We start from the raw sequence: 14358 nt of genomic DNA, 5'->3' as shown, positions 1-14358 counted from the left end.
TCAGTCCTTCGCGGCGTGCGCGCGCACGCGGTACACGAGATGCGGATGCTGCTCGACGAGCGTCCAGTCGGTCCACGCCTCGCCGCCGACCGACAGACCGGGGTGGCTCGCGACGATTTGCCGCGGCGACGCGGGCACGCACGGATCGCCGCGCGTCGCGTTTTCGTCGTCGAGCGTTTCCTGCACGTCGAGCCCGAGCGACACGGTGTTCGCGTTGGCGTCGACGGCGAGCGGGGCGACCGTCACCGAGCGCGAGCGCTCGGTCGGCACGACGCGCGCGGCATTGCCGCAGCCCACTGGCACGGCGGCCGGATAGCGATGGGTATCGGTGCGGGACTGGCCCACGGTGGTGTTTTGCTGGAACGTGTCGATCGTCTGACCGTCGCGCACCACCTGGATTTCCCATGCGACGACGGCCGGCGCGGGGCTCTGCGCATGGGCGGCGAGCACGACGCTCGCAAGCAGGACGGCCAGGCCGTGTTTCAGCATGAAACGTCTCCGGAAACGCGGGATAGCGGGGAACGGACGCACATCTTACGCCCGATCGATTTCGGTCGCGATGTAACGGGACGCGCCGCGACGGGTTCGCAGCACGATGCGGTCCTGCTCGACAGGTAAGGACGCGTCATGCGTTTTCAAGCGAAAAAGCGCGCGAACTCGGCGACGCTCGCGCGCTCGGTGACGAGGCGGTTCTCGATCGCGTCGGGGTCCGCATGGCCGAGCGACATGCCGCAGACGAGCTGCTCGTTGGCCGGAATGTCGAGATGTTCGGCGACGATCCGGTGAAACGGCACGAACGCGGCCTGCGGGCAGGTGTCGAGGCCGCGGGCGCGCGCGGCCGTCATCACGCCTTGCAGGAACATCCCGCAGTCGAGCCAGGCTCCCAACGTCATCACGCGGTCGAGCGTGAAGAACAGCGCGACCGGCGCATCGAAGAAACGGAAATTGCGCGCGTGCTGCGCATGCATGCGCGCCTTCTCGTCGCGGCCGATGTTCAACAGGCCGTACAGGTCCCAGCCGACCTTGCGGCGCCGGTCGATATACGGCGACACCCATTCGCGCGGGTAGTAGTCGTATTCGGCGACGTATTTCTCGTCGCGCGCGGGATCGTCGTAGGCCGCGGTGAGCGCGGCGGCGAGCGAGTCGCGCGTGGCGCCCGTCGCGACGTACACGCGCCACGGCTGGATGTTGGTGCCCGACGGCGCGCGGCTCGCGGCTTCGAGGATCGCCTCGAGCGTGTCGCGCGGCACCGGCGTCGGCAGGAATGCGCGGATCGCGCGGCGCGACTTGAGCGCGGCGTCGACGGTATCGACGGAACGGATCGCATCGGCGTCGACGCGCGGGGAAGCAGTGGGGACGGACATCGGCAACTCTTCGGGCGAGGCGTCTGGCGCGGTGCGGGAGCAGCGTGTGCGCGGCGCGCGAACGCCAGCGGCGCACCCGGCGCGAGCGTCGTGAACTGTCGATCATACGCCGCGGCGCACGACCGTGCAGCGCGGGCGCGCTGTTAGCAGCAGACTCCCCCGGCTGCTTGCTTGCACGGCGATGCGGGATCGCTACACTGAAATCGTAAGGGTCTGATGAGTGTGTGACGGCAAGGCAGCGAGGTTGGTATGACGACGGCGATGGTGAAACAGGAACTGGCGGTGGCGTCCTTCAGCACGGTGTACGACCTCGAGCAGGTCGAGACGGCGCTGGGCGACCTGAACGAGAGCGCAAGCGACGCACTGCGCTCGACCTACGAGAAGATGCTCAAGACGGGGAATCTGCGCTTTTGCGTGAAGCCGAACCGGATGCCGTCGTTCGACGCGCTCGGCGAGGCGTTGCCGAATTTCGGCGAGCCGCTCGACGACGTGCGCAAGCAGATCGCGCTGTGTCTCGAAACGGATGACCGGCTCGAACTGATGCCGATCCTGCTGCTCGGGCCGCCCGGGATCGGCAAGACGCATTTCGCGAAGGCGCTCGCGCAACTGCTCGGCACCGCGTACCACTACGTGCCGATGAGTTCGCTGACGGCCGGCTGGATCCTGTCCGGCGCGTCGTCGCAATGGAAGAACGCGAAGCCCGGCAAGGTGTTCGACGCGCTCGTGAACGGCAGCTACGCGAATCCGGTGATCGCGGTCGACGAGATCGACAAGGCCGGCAGCGATGCGCAATACGATCCGCTCGGCGCGCTGTATGCGTTGCTCGAGCACGACACCGCGCGCGCGTTCGTCGACGAATTCGCGGAAGTGCCGATCGACGCGGGCAACGTGATCTGGATCGCGACCGCGAACGACGCGCAGGCGATTCCGGAGCCGCTGCTCAACCGGATGAACGTGTACGAGATCGCGCCGCCCGATGCGGCCGGCGCACGCCGGATCGCGCAGACGATCTACGACGAGATCCGCACGTCGCATGCGTGGGGGCGGCGCTTCCCCGAGACGCTCGGCGACGATGCGCTCGACGTGCTGGCCGCGACGCCGCCGCGCACGATGCGCCGCGCGTTGCTGCACGCGTTCGGCGCCGCGCGGCTCGACGGCCGCGACGCGATCGGGCCGGCCGACATCCGCGCCGACGAAGGCGCGGCGAAGCGCCGGCCGATCGGCTTCTGACGCGGCCACGCGCGCCCGGCCGCGGCGCGCGTGGCATTCGTCGCATTCGTGGCCGCATCGTTGTCTGCGCCACCGTCCGCATCGTCGCGACGCGATACGTCGGCGTTCGGCAAGCGGGCGAACCGGGACGTACAATTCTTCTCTCTCCCTTCGACGCGCGAGCAGCGCGAAAAGCCATGGAGCAGACGGATTGTGTCGTGATCGGCGCGGGTGTCGTCGGTCTGGCGATTGCGCGCGAACTGGCCGCGCGCGGGCGTGAAACGATCGTGCTGGAGGCGACCGACGCGATCGGTACGGGCACGAGTTCGCGCAACAGCGAGGTGATTCACGCGGGGCTTTACTATCCGCGCGGGTCGCTGAAGGCGATGTCGTGCGTGCACGGGCGCGACCTGCTGTACGAATTCTGCGAGACCCATCATGTGCCGCACCGGCGTACCGGCAAGCTGCTCGTCGCGACGAGCGCCGCGCAGGTGAAGCAGTTGAAGGCGATCGCCGCGCGCGCCGCCGAAAACGGCGTGCTCGACCTGCTGCCGCTCACGCGCGCCGAGGCGCAGACGCTCGAGCCCGCGCTCGAATGCGTGGAGGCGCTGTTCTCGCCGTCGACCGGCATCGTCGACAGCCACCAGCTGATGCTCGCGCTGCTCGGCGACGCGGAGCGCGACGGCGCCGTGTGCGCGCTGCACGCTCCGGTCGAGTCGATCGACGTGCTGCGTGGCGGCCGCTTCATCGTGCGCACCGGCGGCGGCGCGCCGGCCGAGATCGACGCCACCTGCGTGATCAACAGCGCGGGGCTCGGCGCACAGGCGCTCGCGCGCCGCACGCGGGGCCTCGATCCGCGCTGGGTGCCGCCGCTTTATTTCGCGCGCGGCAATTATTTCAGCCTGTCGGGCCGTGCGCCGTTCTCGCACCTGATCTATCCGATGCCCGATCGCGCGGGGCTCGGCGTGCACCTGACGCTCGATCTTGGCGGGCAGGCGCGCTTCGGCCCGGACGTCGAGTGGTGCGATTCGCTGCGCTACGAGGTCGATCCGGCGCGCGCGGGCGCGTTCTACACGTCGATCCGCGCGTTCTGGCCGGGCTTGCCCGACGATGCGCTGCAGCCGGCGTACGCGGGCATCCGGCCGAAGCTCGCGGGGCCCGGCGAGCCGCCGGCCGACTTCATCGTGCAGGGGGCCGCGCAGCACGGCGTGCGCGGGCTCGTGAACCTGTTCGGCATCGAGTCGCCGGGGCTCACCGCGTCGCTCGCGCTCGCGCAGCGGGTGGGCGACATGGTGTCGCGCGCATGATGCGCGGCCCGCGTCCGTGCGGGCCGGCCGCGCGAAACCCGTGTGAAATCCCTTATCTCCGGCATTTCGGCGCGCACATTTATTCGCTTGGGCGTTATTCTGTCGAACGGCCGTCGCCAGAACGGCTTTCAAACCAATAACGTTGGAGCGAGTCCCCCTATGAAAGCAACCCGTCGGAGTTTCCTGATTACGAGTATTGGTGCCGTGTCCGCGCTGGCACTGTCGCGTGAAGCGCTGGCCGATGCGCCGATGCTGTCGGAAACCGATCCGACCGCGGCGGCGCTCGGCTACAAGGCCGATGCCACCAAGGTCGACAAGACGAAGTATCCGAAATACGCAGCGGGCCAGGATTGCGCGGCCTGCATGCTGTACCAGGGCAAGAAGGGCTCGACGTCGGGCCCGTGCGGCGCCTTCCCCGGCAAGCAGGTCGCGGCGAAGGGCTGGTGCAGCGCATTCTCGAAGATGGGTTGAGGCCGGTGCGGCATCGTGCGATGCCGCATTGTGGCGAAAACCGCAAAACGCTCGCTGTCGTTCGATGGCGAGCGTTTTTTATTGCTTGAAAACGGTTCCGGCGCTTTCTACACTCGCTGCACACCTGCGCGGCGCGGCATGCCCGCGCGCCGCGCCGCCCGACACGGCGAATTCACGAGGACGAGGCACGCATGGCGACGATTGCGAATTCAACGAAAACGATCCGGCCCGAGCGTGCGCTGAACCGGCGCGCGGTGGCGGCCGCCGTGATCGGCAATGCACTCGAGTGGTACGACTTCACGGTGTTCGGCTTCATGACGGTCGTGATCGCCGAACTGTTCTTCCCCACCTCCAGCGAATACTCGTCGCTGCTGCTGACCACCGCGACGTTCGGCGTCGCGTTCTTCATGCGCCCGATCGGCGGCATCGTGTTCGGGCTGTACGCGGACCGCGCGGGCCGCAAGGCCGCGCTGTCGCTCGTGATCCTGCTGATGACGGCCGGCATCTTCCTGCTCGCGATCGCGCCGCCCTATGCGGCGATCGGCATCGGCGGGCCGATCCTGATCGTGCTCGGCCGCCTGCTGCAGGGCTTCTCGGCGGGCGGCGAATTCGGCAGCTCGACCGCGCTGCTGATCGAAGCGGCGCCGTTCTCGAAACGCGGTTTCTACGGCAGCTGGCAGATGGCGAGCCAGGCGGCCGCGCTGCTGATCGGCGCGCTCGTCGGCGCGGCCGTCACGCGCGGGCTGTCGCACGACGCGCTGCGCAGCTGGGGCTGGCGCGTGCCGTTCGTCCTCGGGCTGCTGATCGGCCCGATCGGCTTCTACATCCGCCGCCATCTCGCCGATTCCGAAGCGTTCCTGCATGCGCAGCAGAACGCGCGCCGCGCGACGCTCGGCGAAGTGTTCACGCGCCACCCGCGCGAGGTGCTGTGCGGGCTCGGCTCGGTGATCGCGCTCACCGTGACGATCTACGTGCTGATCAGCTACCTGCCGACCTTCGCGGTGAAGCAGCTGAAGCTGCCGTATGCGGAATCGTTCTACGCGGTGATCATCGGCAACCTGCTGCTGATGGTGCTGTCGCCGATCGCGGGCGCGTGGTCGGACCGCATCGGCCGCAAGGGGCTGTCGCTGTGGTCGCTCGTGCTGACGCTCGCGCTGATGTACCCGCTGTTCGCATGGCTCGACGCGGCGCCGAGCATCGGGCGGCTGATCGCGGTGCAGGCCGTGCTGTCGGTGACGCTGGCAGGCTACTACGGGCCGTTCGGCGCGATGATCGCCGAGCTGTTCCCGGCCAACGTGCGCTCGACCGGGCTGTCGATCGCGTACAACGTCGCGGTGATGCTGTTCGGCGGCTTCGGCCAGTTCATCGTCACGTGGCTGATCAAGGTCACCGGCACGCCGCTCGCGCCGACCTACTACGTGATGGCGGGCCTCGCGCTGTCGATCGTCGCGGTCGCGTTCGTGCCCGCGCGCAGCGCCGACCTCGATGCGCCGGCGTGACGACATGACGATTTGAGGACGGTCATCGAATCGTTTCGCCAAACGCAATGATGTGATGCAGAACGCGGGGAAACGGTGTGTCGCCCCTTCGCGTTCGCACCCGAATTGTTTAGTCGTCGAACGAAACATGCCGCGAAATGGACGGAATTGTCGCTCGCGCGCGTGGTTGCATTTTTTACCCACACTAAAAATCGGCAAAAACCCGGCGGGCGTATAGAAGAGTTTTTTCTCCAGCTTGTTGCAGCATCGTTAGCTCAAGTAATATCCGCGTACGCCGGCTCCCTGGCGGGACCGGTTCCGATCTGGAGACCTGGAGGAAACATGGAATACAACCGTCTGTTGCACACCCTGCGTGTTACCGCCATGGCAGGCGTGGCAGCGGCATCGCTCGGCGTCGCGGGTTCTGCATTCGCACAGATCCCGAACAAAACGCTCGTCTACTGCTCAGAAGGCAGCCCGGCGGGTTTCGATTCCGCGCAATTTACGACCGGCGTCGACTTCACCGCCGCCACGTTCACCGTCTACAACCGCCTCGTCGAATTCGAGCGCGGCGGCACGAAGGTCGAGCCCGGCCTCGCCGAGAAGTGGGACGTGTCGTCCGACGGCAAGGTGTACACGTTCCACCTGCGCCACGGTGTGAAGTTCCATACGACCGACTTCTTCAAGCCGACGCGTGAATTCAATGCGGACGACGTCTTGTTCTCGTTCCAGCGCATGCTCGATCCGAACAATGCGTTCCGCAAGGCGTACCCGGTGTCGTTCCCGTACTTCACCGACATGGGTCTCGACAAGCTGATCACGAAGGTCGAGAAGGTCGATCCGTACACCGTGAAGTTCACGCTGGCCGAGCCGAACGCGCCGTTCATCCAGAACATGGCGATGGAATTCGCGTCGATCCTGTCGGCCGAATACGGCGACCAGCTGATGAAGGCCGGCAAAGCCGCCGACATCAACCAGAAGCCGGTCGGCACGGGGCCGTTCATCTTCCGCAGCTACACGAAGGACGCGACGATCCGCTTCGATGGCAATCCTGATTACTGGAAGAAGGGCGAAGTGAAGCTGTCGAAGCTGATCTTCTCGATCACGCCGGACCCGGGCGTGCGCGTGCAGAAGATCAAGCGCAACGAATGCCAGGTGATGAGCTATCCGCGCCCGGCCGACATCGCGACGCTGAAGGCCGATTCGAACGTCGACATGCCGTCGCAGGCCGGCTTCAACCTCGGCTACCTCGCGTACAACGTCGAGCACAAGCCGGTCGACAAGCTCGAAGTGCGTCAGGCGCTCGACATGGCGATCAACAAGAAGGCGATCCTCGAGTCCGTCTACCAGGGCGCCGGCCAGGCCGCGAGCGCGCCGATGCCGCCGACCCAATGGTCGTACGACAAGAACCTGAAGATGGCGGCCTACGACACCGCGAAGGCGAAGGCGCTGCTCGCGAAGGCCGGCTTCCCGAACGGGTTCGAGATCACGCTGTGGGCGATGCCCGTGCAGCGCGCGTACAACCCGAACGCCCGCCTGATGGCCGAGATGATCCAGGCCGACTGGGCGAAGATCGGCGTGAAGGCGAAGATCGTCACGTACGAGTGGGGCGAGTACATCAAGCGTGCGCACGCGGGCGAGCAGGACACGATGCTGATCGGCTGGACGGGCGACAACGGCGATCCGGACAACTGGCTCGGCACGCTGCTCGGCTGCGAAGCGATCAAGGGCAACAACTTCTCGCACTGGTGCTATAAGCCGTTCGACGAGCTGGTCCAGAAGGGCCGCACGACGACGGGCCAGGACGCGCGCACGAAGCTCTACACGCAGGCCCAGCAGATCTTCGCGCAACAGCTGCCGTTCTCGCCGATCGCGAACTCGACGGTCTACCAGCCGGTGCGCAAGAACGTGGTCGACATGCGTATCGAGCCGCTCGGCTATGCTCGCTTCGACGGTGTCGGCGTGAAGTAATACGGCCCGTATAAGCTGTCGCGAAGACCGGCTAACTCATCCGGCGGCGGGAGGCCAAGAGCTTCCCGTCGCCGGTCGCACATTTCCCACAAGAAAATACGAGACGCATCATGTTCAGATTCGTGTTGCGCCGCGTGGGGATGGTGATCCCGACTTTCATCGGCATCACCATCCTGGCGTTTGCGCTGATTCACCTGATACCGGGCGACCCCATCGAAGTGATGATGGGCGAGCGCGGCGTCGATCCCGCGATGCACGCAGAGGCGATGAAGCGCCTCGGGCTCGACCAGCCGCTGCCGCTGCAGTACCTCCACTACGTCGGCCGTGCGCTGCATGGCGACCTCGGCACGTCGATCATCACCAACACGAGCGTCGGCGGCGAATTCTTCGCGCGCTTCCCGGCGACCGTCGAACTGTCGCTGTGCGCGCTCGTGTTCGCGCTCGCGGTCGGTTTGCCGGCCGGCGTGATCGCCGCGCTGCGGCGCGGCTCGGTCGTCGACCACGGCGTGATGGGCACCGCGCTCACCGGCTACTCGATGCCGATCTTCTGGTGGGGGCTGATCCTCATCATGGTGTTTTCGTCGTATCTCGGCTGGACGCCCGTGTCCGGGCGCATCGCGGTCGAATACGATTTCCCGCACCCGACCGGCTTCATGCTGATCGACGCGCTGCTCGCGCCGGACGAAGGCGCGTTCAAGTCGGCGGTGAGCCACCTGATCCTGCCCGCGATCGTGCTCGGCACGATTCCGCTCGCGGTGATCGCGCGGATGACGCGCTCGTCGATGCTCGAAGTGCTGCGCGAGGACTACATCCGCACCGCCCGCGCGAAGGGGCTGTCGCCCGTGCGCGTGGTCGTCGTGCATGCGCTGCGCAACGCGCTGATCCCGGTCGTCACCGTGATCGGCCTGCAGATCGGCACGCTGCTTGCGGGTGCGGTGCTGACCGAGACGCTCTTTTCGTGGCCCGGTGTCGGCAAGTGGCTGATCGATGCGATCGGCCGCCGCGACTATCCGGTCGTCCAGGGCGGCATCCTGTTGATCGCGACGCTCGTGATCGTCGTGAACCTGGTCGTCGACCTGCTGTACGGCGTGCTGAATCCGCGCATCCGCCACACGAGGTAATCCCATGAGCAATCTGCAAAATACCCTGCCGACCGAATCCGCGCCGGCCGGCGGCCGTGCGCTCGCGCTGCGCGAGTTCTGGGCCAACTTCTCGCGCAACCGCGGCGCCGTCGGCGCGGGCGTCGTCGTGATCGTGCTGATCGCAGTCGCACTGCTCGCGCCGCTGATCGCGCCGCACAGCCCGGTCGAGCAATACCGCGACTACGTGAAGATTCCGCCCGCGTGGCTCGCCGGCGGCAACTGGCAGTTCATCCTCGGCACCGACGAAGCGGGCCGCGACATCCTTTCGCGGCTGATGTTCGGCGCGCGGATGTCGTTCTGGATCGGCTTCGTGTCGGTCGTGCTCGCGCTGATCCCCGGCATCGTGCTCGGGCTCGTCGCCGCGTTCTTCCAGAAGTGGGCCGACACGCCGGTGATGCGCATCATGGACGTGCTGCTCGCGCTGCCGTCGCTGCTGCTCGCGGTCGCGGTCGTCGCGATCATCGGCCCGGGCCTCACCAACACGATGTTCGCGATCGCGATCGTCGCGCTGCCGGCCTACGTGCGTCTCACGCGCGCGTCGGCGCTCGGCGAGCTGCAGAAGGAATACGTGACCGCGTCGCGCGTGGCCGGGGCCGGCACGCTGCGCCTGATGTTCTCGCAGGTGCTGCCGAACTGCACGGCGCCGCTGATCGTGCAGGCGACGCTCGGCTTCTCGTCGGCCATCCTCGACGCGGCCGCGCTCGGCTTCCTCGGCCTCGGCGTGCAACCGCCGACCGCCGAGTGGGGCGCGATGCTCGCTTCCGCGCGCGACTACATCGACAACGCGTGGTGGATCGTGACGATGCCCGGCCTGTCGATCCTGATTTCGGTGCTCGCGATCAACCTGCTCGGCGACGGGCTGCGTGACGCGCTGGATCCCAAGCTGAAACGGATGGCATGACCATGACCCAGAACCTACTGACCATCCGCAATCTCGCGGTGAACTTCAACGGCCTGCCCGCGGTCGACCGGATCAACCTGTCGGTCGCACCGGGCGAGGTGGTGGGCGTCGTCGGCGAATCGGGCTCGGGCAAGAGCGTGACGATGATGGCGCTGATGGGCCTGATCGACGCGCCCGGCAAGGTGACGGCGGACGAAGTCACGTTCAACGGCGTGGATCTCTTGGAGGCGTCGCCGAAGGCGCGCCGCAAGATCGTCGGCAAGGACATCGCGATGGTGTTCCAGGACGCGCTGACGAGCCTGAACCCGAGCTACACGGTCGGTTACCAGATCAAGGAAGTGCTGAAGCTGCACGAAGGGCTGCGCGGCGACGCGCTGCACCGGCGCGCGCTCGAACTGCTCGACCAGGTCGGCATTCCCGATGCGAAGAACCGCATCGCGTCGTTCCCGCACCAGATGTCGGGCGGGATGAACCAGCGCGTGATGATCGCGATGGCCGTCGCGTGCAACCCGAAGCTCCTGATCGCCGACGAGCCGACCACCGCGCTCGACGTGACGATCCAGGCGCAGATCATGGATCTGCTCGTGAAGCTGCAGAAGGAGTGCGGGATGGCGCTCGTGCTGATCTCGCACGATCTGGCCGTGGTGTCGGAGGTCGCGCATCGCGTCGCGGTGATGTACGCGGGCGAGATCATCGAAACCAATCGCGTGCCCGACATCTTCCGCGCGCCGCATCATCCGTACACCGAAGCGCTGCTCGCGGCGATTCCCGAGCACAATAAGGGGGCGCGTCGCCTTGCCGCATTGCCCGGCATGGTGCCGGGCCGCGATGATCGCCCGTCCGGCTGCCTGTTCGCGCCGCGCTGCAAGTACGTGGTCGACGATTGCCGCAAGGCGCGGCCGGCGCTCGACACGCTGGTGCCGGCCAACGATGCGATGCGCGCGCGCTGCATCAAGCCGCTCAATGTTTCCAACCTCGACCTGACGGGAGGCGCACGATGAACGCAGTCCAGGATACGCGCCACGCGTCGCACGACGAGGACGTCCTGGTGGCCGACGGCCTCGCGAAGCACTACTCGGTGAAGCGCGGGATGTTCGGGCAGGGCACGGTGAAGGCGCTGAACGGCGTGTCGTTCTCGCTGAAGCGCGGCAAGACGCTCGCCGTCGTCGGCGAATCGGGCTGCGGGAAGTCGACGCTCGCGCGCCAGCTCACGATGATCGAGACGCCCACGTCGGGCAGCCTGACGATCGACGGCAAGAACGTGGCCGGCGCGAGCCGCGACACGGTCGCCGACCTGCGCCGCCGCGTGCAGATGGTGTTCCAGAACCCGTTCGCGTCGCTGAACCCGCGCAAGACCGTCGAGCAGACGCTCGCCGAGCCGCTCGAGATCAACGCGAACCTGACGGCCGCCGAGCGCGCCGCGCGCATCGCGCAGATCATGCGCACGGTCGGCCTGCGGCCCGAGCACGCGAAGCGCTATCCGCACATGTTCTCGGGCGGCCAGCGCCAGCGCGTCGCGATCGCGCGCGCGATGATCCTCGATCCGCGCATCGTCGTCGCCGACGAGCCGGTGTCCGCGCTCGACGTGTCGATCCAGGCCCAGATCCTGAACCTGTTCATGGATCTGCAGGAGCAGTTCAAGACGAGCTACGTGTTCATCTCGCACAACCTGTCGGTGGTCGAGCACGTCGCGGACGACGTGATGGTGATGTACTTCGGCAGCGTCGCCGAACTCGGCGACAAGGCGACGATCTACGCACGGCCGCGCCATCCGTACACGCGGGCGCTGATGTCGGCGACGCCGGCGATCTTCGAGGAAGACCGCCGCGTGCAGATCAAGCTGCAGGGCGAACTGCCGTCGCCGCTCAATCCGCCGTCGGGCTGCGCGTTCCATCAGCGCTGCCCGTACGCGGTCGAGCGGTGCCGCGTCGAGGAGCCGCAATTGCGCGAAGTGGACGGCCGGCGCGTGGCCTGCCATCGCGCCGAGGAGGTAGGGGAGGCGAATGCCTGAAGCGTTGGCGGCGCGCGTGTCCGGCGTGCGCCGTGTGGGGACCGGCAGTGCGCGCGTGATGCGCGCGTACCGCTACGCGCGGCGCTGGAGCGTGCGTACCGTCACGGGCGCGGCGCTGGCCGGCGCGTGCGCGGCGGCCAGCGTCGTGGTCTCCGTCGAACCGGCGCGCGCCGAAGGGCGTGCGCCGGCGACTTCGCCGATTCATCCGTCGCAGGTCCCGCCGCCCGGCATGAGCCTGCCGGGCTTCCATGCGCCGGCCGTCTCGGACGGCACGGTGTCGCGCGGCACCGTGCGCGTGCAGCCGGCGCGCATGCCGTTCTACGTCGCGACCAAGGGCAAGGTCACGCTCTACGTGCTCGGCACGCTGCATACGGGCGATCCGTCCGATTACCCGAGCGCGCAGCCGTTCCGGCCGCGCATCCTCGCGGCGCTCGCCGCGTCGCCGACGCTCGCGCTCGAGCTGTCGCCCGACGATCTGCTCGAATCGCAGGACGACGTGTCGAAATACGGCGTGTGCCGCTATCCGTGCCTGCAGCGCCTGCTGCCGGAGCCGCTGTGGCAGCGGCTCGCGGCGCGCCTGCGCGGCAACCCGGCCGCGCTCGCCGAGATCCGCAAGATGCGGCCGTGGCTCGCGGCGCTCGTCGTCGAGACCTACGATTCGCTGTCCGCCGGCCTGCAGACCGAATACGGCACCGAGGCGCAACTGCAGAACGTGTTCCTGAAGAAGAAAGGCGGCCGCGTGATCGGGCTCGAGACGCTTGCCGAACAGATGCGCGCGTTCACCGGGCTGACGCTGGCCGAGCAGCGCGAGATGCTCGCGCAGGACATGGTGCAGACCCCCGCGCAGAACGCCGACGACATCAAGGCGCTGCACCGGCTGTGGCGAATTGGCGACGCCGATGCGATCTCCGCGTGGGCGGTCGCGAAGAGCGAACGGCTTGCCCGTTCGAAGGCGTTGTCGGCGTCGCTCGACAACAAGATCGTGTACGAGCGCAACCGGCGCTTCGTTGCACGGATGACGGCAATCGCCGCGCCGAACCGGCCGCTGTTCGTCGCGATCGGCGCGCTGCATCTGGGTGGCCCGCGCGGCGTGCTCGAATTGTTGCGCCAGCAAGGATACCGGGTCGACGCGAACTGATCGCGCCCGGCTGCATGCGCTGATCGTCCCCTGTTTGATCGACGTCGCGCGCGCCGCGCGCCGCGCCTGCACGGCGGTGTCGGTCGATAAGGAAAACCCTTGAATCGTCGGAAAATAGCGTTTAAAACGATTGACATCCCGTTCGGCCGATATCTATTCTTCACCCCACAAGTTGAAAAAATGAAAAGAATAGATAAGTTCTACGGGGTAGCAGAAATAAAGCGCGGGGTGAGCGTCGCCGGCACGTGAAGCGCGTGCCGGCCGCGGAGAGTCTGCATGCACGGCGGGGCCAATCGTCGTCGAACAACACATGCATGCAGGCCGACTTGCACATAAGCGACGTTCCGTCGTCTGACCGGGGAAGGCAGTGATCGGGCGGCGGCGGACGTTTTTTAATCCGGAATGTTTTTCCGGTCACCGTCGAAAGACGGTTTCGGGGGGTGAATCGACAGACGGCGAAGCCGCACCGATTGCACCAACGGAAAAGCGCCACGAGGGCGCTTTTTTCTTTGGTGCGACGAAAACGTGCGGGGCGCGGGCAAGGCGCCCGCTGCGGCGTTACGCGCCTTCGTCGGCCTGCAGTGCGCCGGGCGCGACGACGTCGACGCCGGCGGCTTCGAGCGCCGCGCGGATCCGCTTCGCGAACGCCAGCGCATGCGGCCCGTCGCCATGCAGGCAGACGGTCTGCGCATTGAGCGGCACCCATTCGCCGCTCAGCGCGCGCACCTGCCGGTTGCGCACCATGTCGAGCGTGCGCGCGAGCACCGCGTCTTCGTCGTCGATCAGCGCGCCGGGCAGGCTGCGCGGCACCAGCGAGCCGTCCGCGCGGTAGCCGCGATCGGCGAACACCTCCTCCACCGCCGCGAGCCCCGCCTGCCGCGCGGCCGCGATGAACACGCTGTTCGCGAGCCCGAACACCGCGAGCGACGGATCGAAGTCGTGGATCGCCGACACCACCGCGTCGGCGATCAGCGGATCGCGCGCGGCCTGGTTGTACAGCGCGCCGTGCGGTTTCACGTGCGCGATGCGGCCGCCCTCGGCCTGCGCGATCGCCGACAGCGCGCCGAGCTGGTACAGCACGCCCGCATAGATGTCGCTGGCCGGCAGCTGCATTTCCTTGCGACCGAAATTCTCCGGATCGTGAAAGCTCGGGTGTGCGCCGATCGACACGCCTTTCTGCACGGCCCAGCGCACGCAGTCGCGCATCGCGTTCGCGCCGCCTGCATGCCAGCCGCATGCGATGTTCGCCGACGTGACGAGGTCGAGCAGCGCCTCGTCCGATCCGCATCCTTCGCCGAGATCGGCATTCAGATCGATTTCCATGATGTTCCTCGTCCACTGGTTGCGTGGCGCGTCTTTCGTTGCT

General features: G+C 67.2%; 13 protein-coding genes. 10 read left to right on the top strand and 3 right to left on the bottom strand.

Annotation, left to right across the window (positions count from 1 at the left end):
* Together KU887_RS16195 and KU887_RS16190 are read right to left on the bottom strand one after the other, a co-directional pair.
* The gene (locus KU887_RS16195) at nucleotides 1–489 is read right to left on the bottom strand and encodes a hypothetical protein (protein WP_006495525.1); all 489 of its coding nucleotides are present in this window, start codon (nucleotides 487–489) and stop codon (nucleotides 1–3) included.
* A 146-nt stretch (nucleotides 490–635) separates the two neighbouring features.
* A complete protein-coding gene (locus tag KU887_RS16190; protein WP_034201241.1) occupies nucleotides 636–1364 on the bottom strand; it encodes a nitroreductase in 729 nt (242 codons plus the stop codon).
* A 249-nt stretch (nucleotides 1365–1613) separates the two neighbouring features.
* Here KU887_RS16190 and KU887_RS16185 point away from each other — a divergent pair, with 249 nt between their 5' ends.
* The 10 genes from KU887_RS16185 to KU887_RS16140 all read left to right on the top strand — a co-directional run bounded on the left by KU887_RS16185 (nucleotide 1614) and on the right by KU887_RS16140 (nucleotide 12992).
* The gene (locus KU887_RS16185) at nucleotides 1614–2594 is read left to right on the top strand and encodes an AAA family ATPase (RefSeq protein ID WP_006495523.1); all 981 of its coding nucleotides are present in this window, start codon (nucleotides 1614–1616) and stop codon (nucleotides 2592–2594) included.
* Between the two features lie 176 nt (nucleotides 2595–2770).
* The gene (locus tag KU887_RS16180) at nucleotides 2771–3880 is read left to right on the top strand and encodes an NAD(P)/FAD-dependent oxidoreductase (RefSeq protein WP_006489140.1); all 1110 of its coding nucleotides are present in this window, start codon (nucleotides 2771–2773) and stop codon (nucleotides 3878–3880) included.
* 159 nt (nucleotides 3881–4039) lie between these two features.
* Nucleotides 4040–4351, top strand: coding sequence for a high-potential iron-sulfur protein (locus KU887_RS16175; RefSeq protein ID WP_012492346.1), 312 nt, complete (start codon nucleotides 4040–4042; stop codon nucleotides 4349–4351).
* Between the two features lie 191 nt (nucleotides 4352–4542).
* On the top strand, nucleotides 4543–5850 hold the full coding sequence (locus KU887_RS16170) for an MFS transporter (protein ID WP_006489148.1): 1308 nt from the start codon (nucleotides 4543–4545) through the stop codon (nucleotides 5848–5850).
* Between the two features lie 321 nt (nucleotides 5851–6171).
* Nucleotides 6172–7800 (top strand): ABC transporter substrate-binding protein, encoded by a 1629-nt coding sequence (locus KU887_RS16165; RefSeq protein ID WP_258250497.1) that lies wholly within the window; start codon nucleotides 6172–6174, stop codon nucleotides 7798–7800.
* Nucleotides 7801–7910: 110 nt separating this feature from the next.
* Nucleotides 7911–8921 (top strand): ABC transporter permease subunit, encoded by a 1011-nt coding sequence (locus tag KU887_RS16160; RefSeq protein WP_006495518.1) that lies wholly within the window; start codon nucleotides 7911–7913, stop codon nucleotides 8919–8921.
* A gap of 4 nt (nucleotides 8922–8925) precedes the next feature.
* Entirely contained in the window at nucleotides 8926–9843 is a 918-nt protein-coding gene (locus KU887_RS16155; protein ID WP_034201242.1) for an ABC transporter permease subunit, read from the top strand.
* 2 nt (nucleotides 9844–9845) lie between these two features.
* On the top strand, nucleotides 9846–10844 hold the full coding sequence (locus tag KU887_RS16150; RefSeq protein WP_258250496.1) for an ABC transporter ATP-binding protein: 999 nt from the start codon (nucleotides 9846–9848) through the stop codon (nucleotides 10842–10844).
* Nucleotides 10841–11854 (top strand): peptide ABC transporter ATP-binding protein, encoded by a 1014-nt coding sequence (locus KU887_RS16145; RefSeq protein WP_006489146.1) that lies wholly within the window; start codon nucleotides 10841–10843, stop codon nucleotides 11852–11854. Before KU887_RS16150 ends, KU887_RS16145 begins: the two co-directional genes overlap by 4 nt.
* Nucleotides 11847–12992, top strand: coding sequence for a TraB/GumN family protein (locus tag KU887_RS16140; RefSeq protein ID WP_006492839.1), 1146 nt, complete (start codon nucleotides 11847–11849; stop codon nucleotides 12990–12992). The genes KU887_RS16145 and KU887_RS16140 overlap by 8 nt, the downstream gene beginning before the upstream one ends.
* Before the next feature lie 558 nt (nucleotides 12993–13550).
* On the opposite strand, the gene pxpA is transcribed toward KU887_RS16140, so the two are convergent.
* Entirely contained in the window at nucleotides 13551–14315 is a 765-nt protein-coding gene (pxpA, locus tag KU887_RS16135) for a 5-oxoprolinase subunit PxpA (RefSeq protein WP_058901888.1), read from the bottom strand.
* Between the last annotated feature and the right edge of the window lie 43 nt (nucleotides 14316–14358).

It is taken from the genome of Burkholderia sp. EMB26 (assembly GCF_024730645.1).
GTDB lineage: Bacteria > Pseudomonadota > Gammaproteobacteria > Burkholderiales > Burkholderiaceae > Burkholderia > Burkholderia cenocepacia.
Note: the sequence above shows the minus strand (reverse complement) of the source record. Positions and strands in the feature narration are given on the sequence as shown.